This window comes from Magnetofaba australis IT-1 (assembly GCF_002109495.1).
Lineage (GTDB): Bacteria > Pseudomonadota > Magnetococcia > Magnetococcales > Magnetococcaceae > Magnetofaba > Magnetofaba australis.
The window spans coordinates 1-18566 of record NZ_LVJN01000003.1; the positions used below are offsets into that span (position 1 = coordinate 1).

21 protein-coding genes and 4 pseudogenes are annotated in these 18566 nt (G+C 53.9%); 8 read left to right on the forward strand and 17 right to left on the reverse strand.

From position 1 onward, the window contains the following. The 6 genes and pseudogenes from MAIT1_RS21355 to MAIT1_RS00180 form a co-directional block, all read right to left on the reverse strand. Window positions 1–759: pseudogene (locus tag MAIT1_RS21355) on the reverse strand (hypothetical protein); the annotation flags it as partial. Between the two features lie 5 nt (window positions 760–764). Next, window positions 765–2240 (reverse strand): putative bifunctional diguanylate cyclase/phosphodiesterase, encoded by a 1476-nt coding sequence (locus MAIT1_RS00165; RefSeq protein ID WP_085440012.1) that lies wholly within the window; start codon window positions 2238–2240, stop codon window positions 765–767. Window positions 2241–2264: 24 nt separating this feature from the next. Beyond that, window positions 2265–2450 carry a PAS domain S-box protein gene (locus MAIT1_RS22380; protein WP_275531614.1) on the reverse strand — a complete coding sequence of 62 codons (186 nt, stop codon included), beginning with the start codon at window positions 2448–2450 and terminating at the stop codon, window positions 2265–2267. Continuing rightward, a pseudogene (locus tag MAIT1_RS22385) lies at window positions 2436–2786 on the reverse strand (PAS domain-containing protein); the annotation flags it as partial. The gene MAIT1_RS22380 and the pseudogene MAIT1_RS22385, both read right to left, overlap by 15 nt. A gap of 11 nt (window positions 2787–2797) precedes the next feature. Further along, window positions 2798–5224, reverse strand: a complete 2427-nt coding sequence (locus MAIT1_RS00175; protein ID WP_085440014.1) for a CheR family methyltransferase — start codon at window positions 5222–5224, stop codon at window positions 2798–2800. A 175-nt stretch (window positions 5225–5399) separates the two neighbouring features. After that, entirely contained in the window at window positions 5400–5657 is a 258-nt protein-coding gene (locus MAIT1_RS00180) for a hypothetical protein (protein ID WP_198947751.1), read from the reverse strand. Between the two features lie 63 nt (window positions 5658–5720). On the opposite strand from MAIT1_RS00180, the gene MAIT1_RS00185 reads away from it, so the two are divergent. Continuing rightward, entirely contained in the window at window positions 5721–6224 is a 504-nt protein-coding gene (locus MAIT1_RS00185; RefSeq protein WP_198947752.1) for a hypothetical protein, read from the forward strand. A gap of 90 nt (window positions 6225–6314) precedes the next feature. Here MAIT1_RS00185 and MAIT1_RS00190 read toward each other — a convergent pair whose 3' ends face one another. The 4 genes from MAIT1_RS00190 to MAIT1_RS00205 are packed head-to-tail and all read right to left on the reverse strand — an operon-like array spanning window position 6315 to window position 8702. Next, complete coding sequence (locus MAIT1_RS00190; RefSeq protein WP_085440015.1) at window positions 6315–6713, reverse strand: hypothetical protein; 399 nt, start codon at window positions 6711–6713, stop codon at window positions 6315–6317. Next, window positions 6710–8053 carry a recombinase family protein gene (locus MAIT1_RS00195; protein WP_085440016.1) on the reverse strand — a complete coding sequence of 448 codons (1344 nt, stop codon included), beginning with the start codon at window positions 8051–8053 and terminating at the stop codon, window positions 6710–6712. Before MAIT1_RS00195 ends, MAIT1_RS00190 begins: the two co-directional genes overlap by 4 nt. Beyond that, complete coding sequence (locus MAIT1_RS00200; protein ID WP_085440017.1) at window positions 8050–8496, reverse strand: DUF2924 domain-containing protein; 447 nt, start codon at window positions 8494–8496, stop codon at window positions 8050–8052. The genes MAIT1_RS00195 and MAIT1_RS00200 overlap by 4 nt, the downstream gene beginning before the upstream one ends. Then, window positions 8493–8702, reverse strand: coding sequence for a hypothetical protein (locus MAIT1_RS00205; protein WP_085440018.1), 210 nt, complete (start codon window positions 8700–8702; stop codon window positions 8493–8495). Before MAIT1_RS00205 ends, MAIT1_RS00200 begins: the two co-directional genes overlap by 4 nt. A gap of 157 nt (window positions 8703–8859) precedes the next feature. Here MAIT1_RS00205 and MAIT1_RS00210 point away from each other — a divergent pair, with 157 nt between their 5' ends. The 3 genes from MAIT1_RS00210 (at window position 8860) to MAIT1_RS00220 (ending at window position 11373) form a co-directional block, all read left to right on the forward strand. Further along, on the forward strand, window positions 8860–9858 hold the full coding sequence (locus MAIT1_RS00210) for a helix-turn-helix transcriptional regulator (RefSeq protein WP_085440019.1): 999 nt from the start codon (window positions 8860–8862) through the stop codon (window positions 9856–9858). Window positions 9859–9977: 119 nt separating this feature from the next. Next, window positions 9978–11150, forward strand: a complete 1173-nt coding sequence (locus MAIT1_RS00215; protein WP_085440020.1) for a hypothetical protein — start codon at window positions 9978–9980, stop codon at window positions 11148–11150. Further along, a complete protein-coding gene (locus MAIT1_RS00220) occupies window positions 11143–11373 on the forward strand; it encodes a hypothetical protein (protein WP_085440021.1) in 231 nt (76 codons plus the stop codon). Before MAIT1_RS00215 ends, MAIT1_RS00220 begins: the two co-directional genes overlap by 8 nt. 13 nt (window positions 11374–11386) lie before the next feature. On the opposite strand, the gene MAIT1_RS00225 is transcribed toward MAIT1_RS00220, so the two are convergent. From MAIT1_RS00225 to MAIT1_RS00240, 4 genes are read right to left on the reverse strand one after another with little or no spacing between them, the layout of a single operon-like run. Continuing rightward, complete coding sequence (locus MAIT1_RS00225; protein ID WP_198947753.1) at window positions 11387–12370, reverse strand: IS3 family transposase; 984 nt, start codon at window positions 12368–12370, stop codon at window positions 11387–11389. Between the two features lie 34 nt (window positions 12371–12404). Continuing rightward, complete coding sequence (locus MAIT1_RS00230; protein ID WP_198947754.1) at window positions 12405–12683, reverse strand: transposase; 279 nt, start codon at window positions 12681–12683, stop codon at window positions 12405–12407. A gap of 43 nt (window positions 12684–12726) precedes the next feature. After that, a complete protein-coding gene (locus tag MAIT1_RS00235; protein ID WP_143814556.1) occupies window positions 12727–13236 on the reverse strand; it encodes an IS3 family transposase in 510 nt (169 codons plus the stop codon). 16 nt (window positions 13237–13252) lie between these two features. Further along, window positions 13253–13549 (reverse strand): transposase, encoded by a 297-nt coding sequence (locus MAIT1_RS00240; RefSeq protein WP_085440023.1) that lies wholly within the window; start codon window positions 13547–13549, stop codon window positions 13253–13255. A gap of 189 nt (window positions 13550–13738) precedes the next feature. Between MAIT1_RS00240 and istA the strand changes: the two are divergent. The 4 genes and pseudogenes from istA (at window position 13739) to MAIT1_RS22395 (ending at window position 16003) form a co-directional block, all read left to right on the forward strand. After that, a pseudogene (gene istA / locus MAIT1_RS00245) lies at window positions 13739–15239 on the forward strand (IS21 family transposase). Next, window positions 15236–15373 (forward strand): hypothetical protein, encoded by a 138-nt coding sequence (locus MAIT1_RS22150; protein ID WP_241893378.1) that lies wholly within the window; start codon window positions 15236–15238, stop codon window positions 15371–15373. The pseudogene istA and the gene MAIT1_RS22150 overlap by 4 nt, the downstream one beginning before the upstream one ends. After that, window positions 15328–15783: an ATP-binding protein gene (locus tag MAIT1_RS22390; protein WP_275531612.1), complete on the forward strand. Its 456-nt coding sequence runs from the start codon at window positions 15328–15330 to the stop codon at window positions 15781–15783. Before MAIT1_RS22150 ends, MAIT1_RS22390 begins: the two co-directional genes overlap by 46 nt. 13 nt (window positions 15784–15796) lie before the next feature. Continuing rightward, complete coding sequence (locus tag MAIT1_RS22395; protein WP_275531613.1) at window positions 15797–16003, forward strand: ATP-binding protein; 207 nt, start codon at window positions 15797–15799, stop codon at window positions 16001–16003. A 214-nt stretch (window positions 16004–16217) separates the two neighbouring features. Here MAIT1_RS22395 and tnpC read toward each other — a convergent pair whose 3' ends face one another. The 3 genes and pseudogenes from tnpC to MAIT1_RS00265 all read right to left on the reverse strand — a co-directional run. Beyond that, window positions 16218–17807 carry an IS66 family transposase gene (tnpC, locus tag MAIT1_RS00255; protein WP_085440024.1) on the reverse strand — a complete coding sequence of 530 codons (1590 nt, stop codon included), beginning with the start codon at window positions 17805–17807 and terminating at the stop codon, window positions 16218–16220. A 33-nt stretch (window positions 17808–17840) separates the two neighbouring features. After that, a complete protein-coding gene (gene tnpB / locus MAIT1_RS00260) occupies window positions 17841–18200 on the reverse strand; it encodes an IS66 family insertion sequence element accessory protein TnpB (RefSeq protein WP_085440025.1) in 360 nt (119 codons plus the stop codon). Beyond that, window positions 18197–18466 (reverse strand): annotated as a pseudogene (locus tag MAIT1_RS00265) (hypothetical protein); the annotation flags it as partial. The pseudogene MAIT1_RS00265 and the gene tnpB, both read right to left, overlap by 4 nt. Between the last annotated feature and the right edge of the window lie 100 nt (window positions 18467–18566).

The following is an 18566-nucleotide window of genomic DNA, read 5'->3' on the forward strand; positions in this document are numbered from 1 at the left end:
AACCCCCATATTTGCCAGGTAAACTTGGTGTATAGGAGAGACGCTGCGCAGGTCAGTCCATGTCAAGTCGGGCTTCAGATCATGAAGAGAAATAATCGGCACAGACGCTTCCTGAGAATCAGGAATTGAACGCCATGGATTTTGTTTGTATAGAACTCGTGCAATGTGTGGAATGTCACTGGCAGGGAAACGCAATCCAAGGTAGCTGCCATAAGCGTCTTCTTGTCGGCACTCAGCCCGCACCTCTCCATCATGATCTTCACGGAAAGCATAATAGAGAACTCTTTGAAATCCGGAGAGCGACATCACGTAAGAAATGACAGACTGCTCCTCAATCAAAAGCTCTTCAGGTGTATGTGGCTGATTCTTTGCAAAGTCATGATGTCGTATCGGTGCCGATGATGCGGATTGAAGGCTAGGATGATATAGTTCAACCATTAAGCTCTCATCTGCCCCTCTCACCAACTGTGCAGAAAGCTGCGTATTTGAAGGCTCGTGATATGCATCGGTCAGCAATCTGTTGCCAGAATCTATCTTTGGACGTGATTCAGGCAAGCGCAGAACCTGACTAAGCTCACAATTCAGAACCGACTTTGGATCAAGGTTTAGAAAAGAAGAAATATTTGAAGATACATGGGTTATGGTTTCATTTGCGCCTGTGACAAGAAGGCAGCCATGACCTTGAATAGCGCCTGAGAGGTGAAGCTGTTCGCTTTCACATTCAGTCAAAAATCCCCGCGGTATAGAATGAGAGTCCATAACGCTTATCCATTCTTTGCCAGAAGATCTTCAAAGTGATCAGATTCTAAAGGACGTTGTAGCAAATAGCCCTGGACAGTTTCACATCCATGCTGGCGTAGCCAATCAAGCTGTTTATGGTTTTCTACCCCCTCTGCAACGCTGCGTAATCCTAGAGCCGTCGTTAAGCTGAGAACTGTTAGAGCAATGGCTTCATCCTCTGGATTTTCACCCAACCCATCGACAAAAGATTTGTCAACCTTCAACTCCTTAATTGGAAGGCTCTTAATTCGACTTAAAGAAGAGTATCCAGTTCCAAAATCATCTAAAGACAGCTCAATCCCACTCTTTGCTAAGAATTCTAAATTGGAACGAACTGCATCATTGGAATCTAGTAACGCATTCTCAGTTATTTCTAAATGTATGAGGTTATGTGGTATATCAGCATCATTGATCTTTTTGACGATCTTCTGAGCAAAGGTGGGCTCTTTCAACTGGCGAGGGGATACATTCATAGCGATTGGCGGTGGAGAAAGTTTGTTGTGTCGCCACTCCTTGACTTGTTGAATTAACATGTCTTCCACAAACATGGCCAACTCATGAATTAGCCCACAAGCTTCAGCGATAGGAATGAATTCTGCGGGAGAGATATTCCCCATATCTGCATCTCGCCACCTCAGTAACGCTTCTGCACCGATCATGGCGGGCTCTTCGTTTAAATTGTATTTTGGCTGGTATACAAGGCGTAAGCGTTTGGCTGGTATAGCACTCCGGAGCGCTTCTTCAATAGCTGCGCGTTTTAGAAGTCGAACATGCAGATCCGAGCGGAAAAACTCAACCCGACTGCGGCCTTGCTCTTTGGCTCGATACATGGCGACATCGGCCGATTTAGTCAAACTGGCCGAATCTTGTGCATCATCTGGGAAAAATGCAATGCCGATGCTGGCGGAGATGTGAAGTTTATGTTGCTTCACTTGGAAAGAGGCGGAGAGGTCATCCACAATACGTTCCGCAACATGTTCGGCCAACTCTTCGTCGCCGCCAGTGATGATGACAGTGAATTCATCTCCACCTAGGCGAGCTACTGTATCGACGTCTCTAACCACCTCTTTCAAACGCACAGAAGCTTGTTTGAGAACCTCATCTCCGTATTCGTGCCCAAGCGTGTCATTGATTGTCTTAAAATTATCCAAGTCGATAAACAGAAGAGCAACTTTTAAATTCTGACGTCGGCCCTGAGCCAGCGCATGGCGCAGGCGGTCCTGAAATAGCGCTCGGTTTGGCAAGCCAGTGAGCACATCGTGGGTTGCTAAATACTCCGCTTTCCTCTGCGCGTTCTTGATGCTGCTGATATCAGAAAAAATTGATACAAAAAACTCTGTTTTCCCATCTTCCCCTTCAACGCGATTGATTGTCTGCCACTCGGGAAAAATCTCACCGTTCTTTCTGCGGTTCCAGATCTCCCCCTGCCAGGATCCATTCTCAGCCAACTGCTGCCACATGTTAGCGTAGAACTCATTCGAATGTCAGCCAGATTTGAGAATATTGGCTCCTTTACCTACGGCTTCAGAGAAGCTGAAACCAGTCACTTCGGTGAATGCAGAGTTTACGGTTTGAATGATCCCGGAGGGGTCAGTCACAATGATAGCTTCTCCAGTTTGATTGAAAACTCGCGCTGCAATGCGAAGTTTTTCTTCAGCCTCTTTATTCAGAGTTACATCTTTTCCTTCAACAATGAAAGCAATGGGTTTACCCGTCTCATCTTTCACACATTGGTGGTTGCATCGTATGTGCCTACGCCGTGCTTCATTTTGAAGCAAAATTTCATTTTCAATTATTCCGCCCTGACGCAAAGCTTTCAGATCGGATTCCCACATCTCTTTAGCAATGGCTTCCTGCAGCAAAGAAAAGTCGCTTTTACCCTGATACGCTTCTCCTTCCAGCCCAAAGCTTTCTAAGAACCTCTTGTTTGCATACGCGTAATCTCCATTGGCGTTCTTCGTGGCGAAGAGCACCGTGGTTTTCTCCATCAGGACTTCTAGCTTGGCTTCTGATTCTTTTAGCGAGCTTTTGTTTCGACAACTTCAGAAACATCGACCAGTGTAATGACGATGGTGACTACAGCGCCATTATGGTCAAACCCTGGGGCCACCATTAAGTGATACGTCGTTTGATCCATCTCCAAAATACGGGACGCACGGTCACTCTCGGCGATGACGGAATCTATCAGTGACTCTATATCACGGAGTGCTTCAGGAAGACGTAGCTCGGCGACGGCCTGGCTTATCAATGAAGGACGCAAGTCAAAGCGCCGTCCCGCAACGGCGTTATACCGGCTCAGGAGCCCCTCCTGGTCAAACACCAGGATAGGAAACTCCAATGCATCGTAAAGATGCGAATACTCTGCATTCAAGGAGGTGAGTTCGAAACTTTTTATATTGAGTTCCTCGTTGACGCTGACCAGTTCCTGGTTCGAGGCCTGAAGCTCCTCGTTAGCAGCTTCCAACTCTTCATTAGTGGCTTGCAACTCTTCGTTGGCTGCTTGAGCCTCTTCGTTTAACGCTTGCATCTCCTCGTTGGCGGTCGCCAACTCTTCAACAAGGGTCTGCATATTTTCTCGGGTTGCGACCAACTCACTTTCCAACGTTTCATCGGGGTCAACATGAATTGCGCCGGGGTGGAGTTCATCTGACGGCTGAGATACAGGTTCAAAGATTACGATGGACATCGGAATAACGCCATCAGATGCCGGCTCTATACAGATGCGGAGAAGCTCATCGCCAATTCTCCGTTTGCGTCCAAACACCCTTTTCTTCGACTTCTGACATCGATGAAGCAAGGCTAGCATTTCACCTTGTAATGGCTCAACGACGACATCGCTTATGACCAAGCGTGTGCTTCCAACAGGAAAAGATAAGAAACGATCCACATGTCCCACGGTATGCTGAATGATACCGTGGGTATCGCACAGTGCTGCGGTGACATGGAAATGATCAGCTAACGTGTTCAGGAACAATTCTGTTTTGCGATCACGACGCTGAAAAGTTCCCTTGGCGCCTATTGCTGGCTCGTGGTGTTCCGCCGGGCGGGACTCCCCAACTTTTGTGAAGAGTCTTTCTCGCCTTTTAAGTGGTGAAAAATGAGCTTCTGCCTGGCTAATGTTTTCTGATTTTCCGAGAAATAGAAACCCATCTCGTGTGAGGCCAAAGTGGAATGTTCTCAGTACTTTAGCCTGAAGGTGTGTGTCGAAGTAGATCATGACGTTGCGACAAGAAACAATATCGAGCTTCAAAAATGGCGGGTCGCTGACTAGGTTGTGACGGGCAAACATGATCATATCGCGCAAGAGCTTGTTAACCTCGTACTCTTTACCAGTGCATTGAAAAAAACGCTGCAACCGCGCTTCATCAATACCGCGCACGCTCTGTGCAGGATAGATCCCGCGCCTTGCAATATTAATGGCCTCTTCGTCAATATCAGTGGCGAAAATTTGAACACGATATTGCCCAAGCTTATCACCTAAAGCTTCGGAAAACATGATTGCAATACTGTAGGCCTCTTCTCCTGTTGCGCAGCCAGCGACCCAGACTCTGAATTCTGCGCCCGGCGCTCGTGAATCACAAAGATCACGAATGATTATTGCTAAGGCGTCAAATGCCGTCACATCCCGGAAAAATGACGTCACAGAAATAAGAATATCACGAGAAAGAAGTTCAAACTCTTCTGGATGATTATCTGTCCAATCAACGTATGATTTCAGATCCTTGTTTTCGGTTGCAACCATACGGCGGTGTACGCGACGAAGCAGTGTGCTGGTCTTGTAGCCACTGAAATCTTGCTTCATGTGTTGTTTGAGCTTTACCAGAAGATCACGAATCAACTGGCTTTCTAGCAGTTCCTCAGGTTCTGGGAACGAAAGAAGGTGATTGATTTTCTGGATGATCTTATCAGGGGGGAGAATGTAATCCGCAACGCCTTCATTGATGGCGGCTTGCGGCATGCCATCATATTTTGCTGTTTCAGGAAGTTGCGCTATGGTTATGCCGCCAGCAATTTGAATTGCTCTGAGGCCAGAAACGCCATCCGATCCAGTTCCTGAGAGTAGAATTCCAACCGCGCGCTCACGCTCTTCTCCCGCTAGGGACATGAAAAACTGGTTGATCGAAGGCTTGGGGACAACGTCAGGAGACGTGGTAGTCAGTTGTAGGTGACCGTTCTTGATCGAGGCATTGGCGTATGCTGGAACAATGTACGCGATGCCCGCTAAAACCTTATCACCCTGAGCCGCCTCTTTAACGTCAAGTTGCGTTTCCCGGCTCAAAATCTCGACCATCATGCTGCGGTAGTTGGGAGATAGATGCTGTAGAATGACAAAGGCATAGGGTAAGCTAGCATCTATTGTGGCAACCAGTTGTGAAAGAGCTTCAAGCCCTCCGGCAGACGCGCCTACAGCGACAATGACAGGGGTCTCTGATGTGGGATTCATAAGCCGCTTCTGAGGAAAAGAGGTTTGATCTAATTTAGCGTGTGGAAATGAAGATTACGTGCATAGTTTATAAAGTGTCTGCATCGGAATGCTGCACAAATATATTTTATTATGGCATGGTTCAATGGATAGGGCAATGAATCACAAATTGCCGATCGCTTTGCGTGGCAACTATTCAGACCCCCAACACCTCCCGCTGCCCAGCCCACTCAACCGGCAGCGTCTTCATCAGATCAGCGAGAGACAGACCCTTGGGTTGCCGCCCATCCAGAATGGACTCAGTGATGTCGGGGGCGAGTAGGGTCAGCCGGAGTACCCTGGCCAGGTAGGAGCCGTCTATGTTTTCAGTTTTGGCGAGGTCCTGTTCAGAGGCGACTTCGCCGGAGTCGAGCTGACGCCGCCACTTGTGAGTCCGCGCCAGAGCGCGCACCATGGCCTCATCCACACGCGGGGCTGGCGGTCGCTAATCCGAGCCGTCAGGAGCGATGAGTTGCTTGTGTCCGCCTTTGCGCCGCAGTTGGACCGGGATGTGAACGATGATGGTGCCATGTCGATTGCAAGGAGATGTATGATGGTGTCACGTAGAATGTTGATGCAATGGGGCGGACTGGTGGGTGCTGGATTCCTGATAGGCCCCTCCAAGGCTTCTGGAGCGAACTTCGGTTCAGAAAAAGCTGGAGGAGTCTATTTTACCGCCGAGAATCCAGGGCGTTGGCGTAACAAGGTGGAAGGACATTTGCCCGAGGTATCAGTAACCATGATAGGTGGCGAAAAAAGAGTCATCATCACGACGAATCACAAAATGTTCGGATTTAAGCACTATATCGTTAAGCATGTGCTGCTGGACGCCCATTATGGATTTATCGATGAGAAGTTGTTTGATCCCAATGCGGACGAACCGGTCTCAGAGCACAAATTGCCTTCTGGGTACAGTGGTCCTATCTATGCTTTAAGTATGTGCAATTTACATGATGTTTGGCTTGCCAGTGCGCAGGCGTGATGCAAAAAACCATGATGGGGTTGAAGGTGTTGAACTCCACGAAGGATGTTTGATGCACGAGCTTTTTGTTTCTTTTGCATAAAGAGCAATTCAGACCCCCAACACCTCTCGCTGCCCAGCCCACTCAACCGGCAGCGTCTTCATCAGATCAGCGAGAGACAGACCCTTGGGCTGCCGCCCATCCAGAATGGCCTCAATGATTTCGGGGGCGAGTAGGGTCAGCCGGAGCACACGCGCCAGATAGGAGCCGTCTATGTTTTCAGTTTTGGCGAGGTCCTGTGCAGAGGCGACTTCACCGCAGTCAAGCTGCCGTCGCCACTTGTGAGCCCGCGCCAGAGCGCGCACCATGGCCTCATCCACACGCGGGGCTGGCGGTCGCCAATCTGAGCCGTCAGGAGCGATAAGTTGCTTGCGTCCGCCTTTGCGCCGCAGTTGGACCGGGATGTGGACGATGATGGTGCTGCGGTCTTTGCTCAGTTCCAGTTTCATGCGGCTACCTCCTGGTTGGCGAGTTCGTCAGCAAGACTTGTGAGGCCGTTGACGCGCAGATGAATTTTGACGCCATCGGTGCGGACTTCGACGCGACTGATAAGCAGCTGAATCAATCGGGTCTGCTCTCCGGGGAAGAGCTCTGACCAGACAGGCTCGATAGTCTGCATGGCGGTGATGATGTCCTTCTCACTATGCTTCGAGTCGGACTGATCGTTGGCGGAGCGCCAGGCTCTGGCGATCAACTCCGGGCTGGTGACCATGCGCTGTAGCTGAGAGAGGACCAGTTCCTCGATCTCACCAGCGGAGATGTTGCCCACCGGGCAATCCGCATGGCTTTGCTTGGCGGCGGTTCCGCAGAGGTAATAGCGGTAGAGGCGACCGCGCTTGCGGGAATGGCTGGTGGTCATAGCCCGATGGCAGTGGCCACAGCGAATTAGGCCCTTGAGAGGGAAAGGCGTCTGCGCCCGGGCGCGACTGATGCGCTTGCGCGTATTCTGCTGGAGAATTGACTGTGCCTGATCCCACTGCCTAAGTGTTACAATCGGCTCATGCTCGCCGGGATAGATCTCGCCCTTGTAGTCCACGTCGCCAATGTAGACGCGGTAGTTGAGGATGCGGTAGATGGCGCTCTTGTCGAATGGCTTACCGGGATGAAAGGTTCCCTTGGAGGAGGTCCAGGATTTGGTCCGGAGGCCATTCTCGCGGAGCTCTCTGGCTAGGTCGGTAGCGGAGCCGATCTGAATGAAGCGATCGAAGATCATGCGAACGGTGACCGCCTCAGCTTCATTGATGACCAGACGCCGATTGGCGACATCATAGCCCAGAGGCGGATGCCCACCCATCCACATGCCCTTTTTGCGGCTGGCGGAGAACTTGTCGCGGATTCTCTCAGATGAAACCGCTCTCTCGAACTGCGCGAAGCTCAAAAGCACATTAAGGGTCAGTCTCCCCATGGAAGTGGTGGTGTTGAAGGACTGGGTGATGGAAACGAAGGTGACTTGGCGCTGATCAAACAGCTCCACCATCTTGGTGAAGTCCACCAGGGAACGAGAGAGGCGGTCGATCTTATAGACCACGCAGCAATCCACCCGGCCAGCCTCAATGTCTCGTAGGAGGCGCTGTAGGGCAGGGCGTTCCATATTACCGCCAGAGAAACCACCGTCGTCGTAGCGGTCTGGAACCTGGAGCCACCCCTCGTGCTGCTGGCTGGCGATATACGCTTCACAAGCCTCGCGTTGGGCATCGAGGGAGTTGAACTCCATGTCCAACCCTTCTTCGGTGGATTTGCGGGTGTAGATGGCGCAGCGGATTTTTTTTGGGGTGCGCTTTTTGCTCATTTGGATTTCCCCGCGGGCTTCAAAGCGAAAAAGACCAAACCGTTCCAGCGCGTGCCGGTAATGGCGCGAGCGACGGCAGAGAGGCTCTTGTATTTGCGATTCTGGTATTCAAAGCCGTCCTCCAAAACCGTGCAGGTGTGCTCGACGCCTTTCCATTCACGCACCAAGCGCGTTCCGCTGACCGGAATGTCTCCAGTGGGCGGCGCCGCGCGGCGCTGAGTGATGGCGTCATCTTCCGCCAGGGCCTCCAGGCGGGCGAGGGTGGTCTCTGACAGCCCGCCCCAGGCAAGCTCCTGAATTCGGTAGGCGAGGCGTTTGACGTAGAAATCGCGGTTGGGCCGTGAAGGGGGCTCCTCTTGGAACAGGTCTACCCACATCTTTTTCAAGTCGATGAGCGACTTCTCCGGCAGCGCCGCGACGCGCTTCAACACTTCGGCAGTCATGGTGTTACTCCATGGTTAGCGGTTTGTTCATGCTCACCATGAAGGCTCTGAGTGGAAACAGAGTCCAGGCTATTCTGCTGTGAATTCAGAGCAGTACGGAGACGGCGTTTCTCGGTCAAACGCAGGAATCCCGCCGCCAGAATTTCTGCAATCTCGTCGAGGCGCTCTTCGGGGCTGAGCAGGTCGGGGTGGATGGCGGTGGGCATGTGGCGTTTTGCTCTCTTTTCAGAGTTTGCGTTTTGGTATGCTTGCCAACCAAACGTAGACTCGGAAAACGAATTTATCTAGAGTAAACAAACGCTTGTGGTGGTGTATGGTAAACAAATATGCTGCTGCGCAGTATGGCGTAGGAGGGGAGTTAGAATGGCCGGAGGAGGTGTTGACAGGACGCAGCGACTCTACCGCATCGATCAGATGCTCTCTGAGGGGCGGCCCGTCCATATCGACAGGTTTTTGGAGACCCTCAATATCTCCAACGCGACATTCAAGCGCGACATTGAATACCTCCGCGATCGACTCAACGCGCCCATCGTATGGGACCGTAAGGGCAGAGGGTACCGATATGGGGAGGTGGAGGGCGCTGAGCCCAAGCTCTCCTTGCCTGGGGTCTGGTTTAACTCCTCTGAGATCTACGCTCTGCTGACCATGGAGCACCTGCTGAGCAATCTACAGCCAGGGTTACTCAATAATCAGATCGAACCGCTCAAAGCGCGCCTGCGCATTCTCCTGGAGAGCGGTGGCCACGATAGTGATGAAGTGGGCGACCGCATCCGGGTGATCCACATTGCTGGGCGCGCGGCGGACTCAAAGATATTCCAAAGTATTGCCACCGGCCTCTTTTCACGCACGCGCCTGCGCATTGATCACCACAGTCGAGGACGCGGCGAATGGCTGGAGCGCGAGGTGTCCCCGCAGCGACTCCTGTTCTATCGGGATAGTTGGTATCTGGACGCGTGGTGTCATGAGCGGGACGCGGTGCGCAGCTTTGCCGTAGATGCCATGCGTCATGCCGTCAATTTGAGTGAGCCAGCGCGCGAAGTCTCCAGCGAAGATCTGGATGAACTGACGAAATCAGGATACGGCATCTTTTCCGGCAAGAGGATTCAGACGGCGGTGCTACGCTTTTCCCCTGAGAATGCGCGATGGGTGGCGCATGAGCGATGGCATAGCCAGCAGCAGGGCACCTTTGATAAAGAGGGACGATACGTGTTGCGCATCCCATACGCCCAGGATACCGAGTTGATCATGGATATTTTGCGCCATGGCGCTGGAGTCGAGGTGTTGGAGCCTGCCACTCTTCGCATGCGCGTCATGGAGAGGCTTCAATCGGCCCTTGCGCAATATCACCCAGGGGGGACTTGAGTGAAAAAAAATGCATTGATGTGAAAAAAAACAGCCCAGTGCATCACTAGGTGAGCTACTACCTGTTGTAGAATGATCCCCAACAAGAAAGCACACTCTCTTTTTTGGTGAGGTGGATCATGATGATGGTAGCGAGATTGATTAGAAACACGCCAGTCGAGGGATTGCTGGCCTATTTGAACGCCACAGGGATTCCCCTTGGAGAGGGAGTCGACTGGGAACAGGAGCGGGCGAAGCTTATCGTTCCGCTGATCAAGGAGAGCCAGACTCTTGGAGCCGAGCATCAGGCGCTATTTTGCCGGGATGCGGAACGCATCAATGCGTTGGCGACCGAGTCGGGTCAGGATGCGATGCTTGCGGCAGTGGCGGACCAGGACCGGGAGCCACTGATGTTGATGGTCAACGGCTATGCGCGGGCGTTGTGGTTGTTTCTGAATGATGAACTGACATTTCGGCGGGCAGAGGAGATCCATTTTGCCGATACGCGCCGCCTGGGCCGGTTCTGGGAAGGGTTCATGGGGCCGACCGACATTGCCGTCAGCAGCGCCCCTGAACATCACCGCCAATTTGAAGCGCGCATTGCCGAGCGATTTGGTTCTGCGAAAGTACATGTGGAGGTTTACCCACGAGAGCGTGTGACGCTCGAAGGTCGCGTTCTTCACCTGGTGCAGGTGGTGGCCTATCGCGAGGGACTGCCAAAAAGCGCCCTGGTTTTCGAAGGGGATGACGTGGTCTGTGATTTCCAGCGTCCTGCGTTGGAAATGAGCATTACCTATGAGGCGGACACGGGTGTCATTGAGGTGGTTACGGATAAGCGAGAAAACCGTGAGGCGGTAGCGCGTGTTTTTGCCGAGACGTTGTTGGAAACGGAGTTCTCCGATCAGCGCATTCCGTTGCGTTGCTATGATCTGACGTCCCTGATTACGCCCAGGGAGTTCCCCACCGAGCCAGCCGATGGTATTGAGTCAATCAAACTGACGCTGGTGCAGTTCCGTCCTGATAAGGATCAAGGTCGGAAGGCGACATTTGAAGCATCGCGGAAAACCAATGAAACGGTTTTCAGAGATATGGATCCGTGGTTGCGAGAGAACCCTCAGGAGTACTTTTCTCCCAGCATCCACAAGGCCACGCTGTCCGTGAAGTTCCATCCTGAAAAGGGCCGTGCGCGCGCAAAAATCATCAGTGTGAAAATTTCCCTGCCCAATGGCTGTAATCTGGGCAGCGCCACCGAGAAGGAGAGGCTGATATGCGAGAAGTATCTCCGCTATTGGGGGATGGTGCGCGATGTTTAACTATGGTGTGTTCCAGAACGATGTGGTGAGAATGGCGTTGGAGTTGTTTGAGTCCAGCTATTCGTACATGTGCGGCTTTACCCTGTTGGACAAATATCCACCAGGGACCATCGAGAGGATGCTATCCAAAGGCGCGTTTCGCCGTGGGGAATTGGCGATGACGATCATTGAGAATGGCGCCGTAAAAATGTGCTGGTTCAGCGGAAACATGACAACCGTCTAAACCAAAATATCAGTTAGCTGTTCGCCTTTTCAGCCATTTTTTGGGATGGCTGAAAAGACTGCTTTTGGTGCGTCGTCCGACGCCGTTCTCTGGCCGCCTCAAGCTTTTCATCTCGTTCGGCCAGGATCTGCACATGCCGCCCTTCCAGGCGATCCTGTGGGGTGACGTAGTCGATGGCGCTATGGAGCCGCCGGGTGTTGTAATGCTCGACGTACTTTCCCACAACCCGTTGGGCATCTTCCAGCGATAATGGCGTCTGAGGCCGAATGCACTCACGCTTCAAACTACCGTGAAAACGCTCCAGTTTTCCGTTGCTCTGCGGATAGTAAGGCGAAGTCCTCACATGCGTCATGCCGGATTCCCGGATGAACGCCTTAAAATCGTTGGCAACGAACTGCGGCCCATTGTCTGAGATCAGCCGCGGCTTAGCTTCCGGATAGGCCTCCTGAGCTCGGAGCAGGACCACTTCAACCTCATCTTCCTTCATCGACTCACGAATCTCCCAGTGGAGGATAAACCTGCTACATCCATCCAGGACACTGCACAGATAGTAGAACGTCCCCTGGATATTCAGATAGGAGATGTCCACATGCCAGTGTTTATGCGGCTCCGAAGGCTGTTTGAACCCTGTGCCCTTCTGCGAGGGCGATGGGCTCCAACGACGCATCAGCCCGGCAGTTCTGAGCACACGCAGCACTGAAGAGGGGCTGACCGCCACCACGCCTGCATCCAGCATCATGTAGGTCAGGCGCCGATAGCCCTCTGACGGATGTTCATGGAAAAAGGCGACAATCGCTTCCCTTTCCCAATCGTCCAGCCAAAAATCTCGGGGAATACGGCCATTGTGGTCATTAACCATTCCATAGCGCTTGCGCCATGAATAGAACTTGCCCCTTTGCACGCCTATCCAGTTGATAATTCGGCTCGTGTCGATTTCGCTCTTGTCTGACCAAAACGCCACGAAATTCACCACCGAATCCCGTATGTCCGGCTCCACCCAGCAGCCGTTCAGCTCACCCCAAGACTTTTTTTTAGCGCAACATGCGCCTCAAGAAGCTCAGACATAACTTCATTTTGGTTGCCAACTTCGCTTCTAGTTCGGCAATCTGTCGGTCACAAGCCTTTTGGCCGCGTTTGTCAGACAAGGCCGCTTCGCCGTTCTCAAACAAAGCCTTTTGCCAGCGATAGTACTGGCTGGGCTGAATGCCCGCCTCGTCGCACAGATCCGAGAGAACCACCTTCTCGACCAGGTGACGGCGCACATAGCCTACCTTCTGCTCAGCCGTAAATCTCCGCTTCTTCCGTTCCATACAAACCTCCGCTCAATATCTACACATTATAAACGATTGTTTGTCATTTTCCAACTGAACCGAAACAGATAAACCTGCTACATCCATCCAGGACACTGCACAGATAGTAGAACGTCCCCTGGATATTCAGATAGGAGATGTCCACATGCCAGTGTTTATGCGGCTCCGAAGGCTGTTTGAACCCTGTGCCCTTCTGCGAGGGCGATGGGCTCCAACGACGCATCAGCCCGGCAGTTCTGAGCACACGCAGCACTGAAGAGGGGCTGACCGCCACCACGCCTGCATCCAGCATCATGTAGGTCAGGCGCCGATAGCCCTCTGACGGATGTTCATGGAAAAAGGCGACAATCGCTTCCCTTTCCCAATCGTCCAGCCAAAAATCTCGGGGAATACGGCCATTGTGGTCATTAACCATTCCATAGCGCTTGCGCCATGAATAGAACTTGCCCCTTTGCACGCCTATCCAGTTGATAATTCGGCTCGTGTCGATTTCGCTCTTGTCTGACCAAAACGCCACGAAATTCACCACCGAATCCCGTATGTCCGGCTCCACCCAGCAGCCGTTCAGCTCACCCCAAGACTTTTTTTAGCGCAACATGCGCCTCAAGAAGCTCAGACATAACTTCATTTTTGGTTGCCAACTTCGCTTCTAGTTCGGCAATCTGTCGGTCACAAGCCTTTTGGCCGCGTTTGTCAGACAAGGCCGCTTCGCCGTTCTCAAACAAAGCCTTTTGCCAGCGATAGTACTGGCTGGGCTGAATGCCCGCCTCGTCGCACAGATCCGAGAGAACCACCTTCTCGACCAGGTGACGGCGCACATAGCCTACCTTCTGCTCAGCCGTAAATCTCCGCTTCTTCCGTTCCATACAAACCTCCGCTTATTATCTACACATTATAAACGGCTTGTTTGTCATTTTCCAACTGAACCGAAACAAAAATGCATCACTGAAACAGCTTGGATCGTCCAAAAATGGCGGTCCAAAAATCCCACACCAGAAAAAGCTCTCTAACTCAGAAAACTCAGTCATAGAGTTTCCGGGTCAGGGGGTGGGAGGATGTATTCAGTGAGCATGTACAGAGAAGTGCGTTTGGCGGTAACCAGAGGCGGGATGAGCAAGCGCAAGGCGGCGGAGTACTTTGAGCTGGATCCGCGCACGGTGCGACAAAATGATGGAGAACCCTGAGCCGCCAGGCTACCAGCGGAGCAAGCCGGTCAGATTGCCCAAACTGGGGCCGTTCACCGGGTTCATAGATCAGATTCTCAAGAACGATCTGGAGAAGATCAAGAAGGAGCGCCACACCGCGCAGCGGATATATGAACGGCTGCGCGATGAATACGGCTACGACGGGAAATATGGCGCGGTCAAGGAGTATGTGCGCGGCAAGCGTCTGCATCTGAAAGAGAAGTTTGTTCCCCTCAGCCATGCGCCCGGACACGCCCAGGTGGACTTTGGGCAAACGCACGGCGTGATCGGCGGCGTGGAGCGCAAGATCCACTTTTTCTGTATGAGTCTGCCCTACAGCGACGACAGCTTCGTTATGGGCTTCCCCGCGGAAACCACGGAAGCGTTTTGTGCGGGGCATAACGCCGCCTGTGATCACTTCGGCGGCGTTCCCCAAAGCATTCTGTACGACAACACCAGCATCGCCGTGGTCAAAGTTTACCGGGATGGTCGCCGAGATCTGACCGAAGAGATGATCCGGCTGCAAATCCCATTACCTGTTCGATAGCCGCTTTGGCCGCCCGGCGCGAGGTAACGACAAAGGCAAGGTCGAGGGGCTGGTCGGCTACGCCCGACGCAACTTCATGGTCCCGGCTCCCCGCTTTGAATCGTTTGATGCGCTCAACGCTCACCTGCGCCAGAAATGCCTGGAGCGTCGTCAACAGACATTGCGAAGCTGTCAGCGGAGTATCGGAGAACGATTTTCCACAGACCAGGCGGCGTTCCTGCCGCTGCCGCCAATTCCCTACGACGCTTGCGAGAAGGTGAGCGCCAAGGTCACATCCCAGGCGCTGGTGCGCTATCGAACCAATGACTATTCGGTTCCGGTGCGTTATGGCTTTCACGATGTGCAGGTGCGGGGCTACATCCACGAAGTGGTGATCGCCTGTGGCGCTGAGGTGATTGCCCGGCATCCACGCTCCTATGCGCGTGAGGACGCCATCTATGACCCCTTGCACTATCTGGCGCTGCTGGAGGAGAAACCCAGGGCGCTGGATCAAGCCGCCCCGTTGCAAGGATGGGAACTGCCAGATGAGTTCGCCACCTTGCGCCGTCTGATGGAGTCCCGCCTGGGTAAAAAGGGCAAGCGGGAATATATTCAGGTTCTGCGCCTATTGGAGACGTTCTCCTTTGAACAGGTCCATTTTGCCGTGCAACAGGCGTTGAAGTTGGCGCCATTGGCTTTGAGGCGGTCAAACATCTGCTGATCCGGCACATTGAACAACGTCCGCTCCGTTTGGATCTGTCCCGATATCCCTTTTTGCCCGAAGTGCATGTGGCGCGTACATCCGCCAGGGATTACGCCGCGTTGACGTCAGGAGAGCAGCGATGAACGACTCTCCGCAGATCCTCCTGGCGCACCACCTCAAAGCGCTCAAACTGCCCACATTTTATCGAGAATATGAAAAGATCGCCAAACAGTGCCGGCGGAAGGCGTTGATCATAGCCGATACCTGCTGCGACTGAGCGAACTGGAGTTGATTGAGCGGGAGCGGCGCATGGTGGAGCGACGTATCAAACAAGCCCGGTTTCCCACCATCAAGAGCCTGGACTCCTTTGATTTCCTGGCCATGCCCTCATTGAACAAGGTTCTGGTGATGGAGCTGGCGCGTTGCGAATACATTCAGCGCCGGGCCAATATCATCGCCTTGGGCAACAGCGGAAACCGGGAAAACCCATATTGCGTTGGGATTGGGCCTGGCCGCCTGTCAGCAGGGGTTGGCGGTTGGCTTCACCACTGCGCGTCGCTGGTACACCAGTTGATGGAGGCGCGCGACGAAAAGCAGCTGCAGCGTTTCCAGAGTCAGTTGAGTAAACACAAGCTGTTGATCATCGACGAATTGGGCTTCGTCCCACTCGTCCAAAACGGGGGCTGAGCTGCTCTTTGAGGTGATCAGCCAGCGCTATGAGCAGGGTTCAGTGATGGTGACCAGCAACCTGCCGTTCGAGGAGTGGACGGAGGTCTTCGGCTCCGAGCGCCTCACCGGCGCCCTGCTGGATCGGTTGACCCATCATGTCCACATCCTGGAGATGAACGGCGAAAGCTATCGACTGAATCAAAGCAAACGGCAAAAGCGCGCTGCAGAAACAAAGTAAGCGCCACGTAAACCGCAGGGTTCCCCTGTCTGGAATGATCCGTCACGCTATGCCTTCCAGGATGCATAACGGAGGAAGCCATGGCGACAGAGTTGACGGAGCGGCAGCGGTATTGGCTTGAGCACGTTCGCGCCAGCGAGCGGACGGGCGGAACGTTGAAGGCGTATGCCGACGCTCAAGGGTTGGATGTTCAGTAAGCGTCCAGTAAACCGCGTCAGAGGGTAGGCTTGGCCTTCGGGGTCATGTCGGGATTGAGGCTCCAGGGCAGCAGCGCCTCGAAATCCGCTACGGTCTGCGCCGCCGGTATCTTCTCGAACAGATGCCGCAGATAGGTGAATGGCTCCAGGCCGTTGGCCTTGGCGGTCTCGATCAGGCCGTAGAGATTGGCCGACGCCTTCACGCCACGCACCGTGTTGGAGAAAAGCCAGTTCTTGCGGCCCAGGGTAAAGGGACGAATGGCGTTCTCGCACAGATTGTTGTCGATCTCCAAACGCCCATCCTCGATGTAGCGGATCAGACGCGGCCACTGCTCGGACAGATAGCCCAACGCCTTGCCCAGCGCCATGGATGGAACCGCCTCGGGCAACCATTTGTCTAGCCACTCTCTTAACTTGGCCAGTATCGGCGGAGCCTCGCTTTGGCGCGCCGCATAGCGCTCCTCGGGCGGCTTGTCCCGAACCCGCTTCTCAATGGCGTAGAGCTTGCCGATCAGCTTGATGGCGTAATCGGCCTTGGCGCTTTTCTTCCCGCCCGCCGCCTTGGCCGCATCGCTGAACAGCCGCCGCGCATGCGCCCAACACCCCACATGTTCAATGCCTGCCACCTTGCCCATCGCCAAGTAGCCGCTATAGCCATCGGTCTGCAACCAACCCTTATAATCGGCCAAGAGTTCCTTCGGCACGCGGCCTTGGCGCGTGGCGTCGTAGTCGAACAGAATCACCGCGCCGCCAGGCGGGCCGCCGCGCTGAACCCACATGTACGACTTGCTGCTGGCGGGCTTACCGTCCTCGCGCAGCACCTGCACCGGGGTCTCATCCATCTGGATCACGCCCCCTTCGAGCATCCGATCGCGCAACAGATTGATTAGCGGCTGCACCAGCTGACCACAGCGAATCATCCAGTTGGCCAACGTGCTGCGGGGTAGATCAATCCCCGATCTTGCCAGAATCGTATGCTGCCGATACAGCGGCAGCGCATCGGCATACTTGGAGACTGCTACAAACGCCAACATCGATGCCGTGGCCAGCGCCTTGGGGATCGGCTGCGGCGGCATGTTTGCGCGCACCACGCCGCTGTGGCAGTGGGGGCAGCCATATTTCAAGCGGACATGCCGAATCACCGTCACCTGCGCCGGAATGATCTCCAACTGCTCGCTGACATCCCGTCCGATCTCCACCAGGGCATGACCATCCACGCCGCAGGTTTTCTGCTCGGCGGGCAGATCATGGATGATCTCGCGGCGCGGCAGATGGGCGGGCAACGGCTTGCGACCGCCTTTGCTGCGCTCATGTCCCGCAACGGCGACCGTCTCATCGGCGCCATCTTCATCCGCGATATCGGCGTCCGGCGCGGCTTGCGCCTCAATTTCCGCTTCATCGAACAGGCTGGGATGGTCGCTGAATTTCTCGCTGCGGCGGCCAAAGCGCCACGCCTTGAGAAGATTCACCTGCTCCTGAAGGGAGTCGGCGCGCTGCTGGAGAGAGCCGACCTGCTGCTGAAGAGAGTCGCGCTCTTTAAGCAGGACAGCGAGCATTTCACGCAGCTCTTCGGGGCTTTCAGGCAGATCGTTTAGCAGCTTATCCATGCCCGATATTATACCGCAAGCGCTCCTACAACTCTATGAAACACAGGTATATTCCAGCGTTTTATGTGGCGTTATCCGGGTGATGTCGTAGCCGTCCAGAAGCCAGTTGAGTTGCTGGCCGCTGATGCGTCCAACGACGCCATCGGTGCGGCGCAACCAGTGAAATCTCTCCTGTTCCAGACGCTTTTGCCACAGACAGAAGCCATTGCGCTCCCAATAGAGAATCTTCACGCCGGTGCGCCGTCGGTTGGTGAATACGAAGAGGCGTGATGACAGCGGATCGAGACCCAACTCCGCCTCCACCAGCGCCGCCAGCCCGGCGATCCCTTTGCGAAAATCCACCGGTTCTCGACACAGATAGACATCCGGCAGATCGTTGGCCGGGCGCATCATGATAACGACCACACCGCTTGCAACAGCTGTCGCCAGCCTGGCGCAGAGTCGGGTTCCAGCAGATCCAGCGTCACGCCATTGGGCAATTCCATTCGACAACGGCGCTCCGGCAGGGCGTCGGGCTCCACCGTCAAACGCGCAAATCGTGACTCCGCCTCGAACGCTGCATCCAAAAGCCCTTTGCGCCTCAGCTCGCTTTTCTGGTTGTAAAACTCCTGAACATCCAACCCTTGAGCGTCGGCATACGCCTTCAACGTTCCGCCGTCCGCTCGCTGGCGCGAACGTGCTCAAGCCAATACCGCTGCCGCTCCGTCAACTCTGTCGCCATGGCTTCCTCCGTTATGCATCCTGGAAGCATAGCGTGAC

What these genes read in the sequence shown, in the direction of transcription:
- MAIT1_RS00165 (WP_085440012.1), bottom strand. Translation starts at nt 2,240, where the DNA reads ATGTGGCAGCAGTTGGCTGAGAATGGATCCTGGCAGGGGGAGATCTGG.
- MAIT1_RS00175 (WP_085440014.1), bottom strand. Translation starts at nt 5,224, where the DNA reads ATGAATCCCACATCAGAGACCCCTGTCATTGTCGCTGTAGGCGCGTCT.
- MAIT1_RS00180 (WP_198947751.1), bottom strand. Translation starts at nt 5,657, where the DNA reads ATGGTGCGCGCTCTGGCGCGGACTCACAAGTGGCGGCGTCAGCTCGAC.
- MAIT1_RS00190 (WP_085440015.1), bottom strand. Translation starts at nt 6,713, where the DNA reads ATGAAACTGGAACTGAGCAAAGACCGCAGCACCATCATCGTCCACATC.
- MAIT1_RS00195 (WP_085440016.1), bottom strand. Translation starts at nt 8,053, where the DNA reads ATGAGCAAAAAGCGCACCCCAAAAAAAATCCGCTGCGCCATCTACACC.
- MAIT1_RS00200 (WP_085440017.1), bottom strand. Translation starts at nt 8,496, where the DNA reads ATGACTGCCGAAGTGTTGAAGCGCGTCGCGGCGCTGCCGGAGAAGTCG.
- MAIT1_RS00205 (WP_085440018.1), bottom strand. Translation starts at nt 8,702, where the DNA reads ATGCCCACCGCCATCCACCCCGACCTGCTCAGCCCCGAAGAGCGCCTC.
- MAIT1_RS00210 (WP_085440019.1), top strand. Translation starts at nt 8,860, where the DNA reads ATGGCCGGAGGAGGTGTTGACAGGACGCAGCGACTCTACCGCATCGAT.
- MAIT1_RS00215 (WP_085440020.1), top strand. Translation starts at nt 9,978, where the DNA reads ATGATGATGGTAGCGAGATTGATTAGAAACACGCCAGTCGAGGGATTG.
- MAIT1_RS00220 (WP_085440021.1), top strand. Translation starts at nt 11,143, where the DNA reads ATGTTTAACTATGGTGTGTTCCAGAACGATGTGGTGAGAATGGCGTTG.
- MAIT1_RS00230 (WP_198947754.1), bottom strand. Translation starts at nt 12,683, where the DNA reads ATGGAACGGAAGAAGCGGAGATTTACGGCTGAGCAGAAGGTAGGCTAT.
- MAIT1_RS00240 (WP_085440023.1), bottom strand. Translation starts at nt 13,549, where the DNA reads ATGGAACGGAAGAAGCGGAGATTTACGGCTGAGCAGAAGGTAGGCTAT.
- MAIT1_RS22150 (WP_241893378.1), top strand. Translation starts at nt 15,236, where the DNA reads ATGAACGACTCTCCGCAGATCCTCCTGGCGCACCACCTCAAAGCGCTC.
- tnpC (WP_085440024.1), bottom strand. Translation starts at nt 17,807, where the DNA reads ATGGATAAGCTGCTAAACGATCTGCCTGAAAGCCCCGAAGAGCTGCGT.
- tnpB (WP_085440025.1), bottom strand. Translation starts at nt 18,200, where the DNA reads ATGATGCGCCCGGCCAACGATCTGCCGGATGTCTATCTGTGTCGAGAA.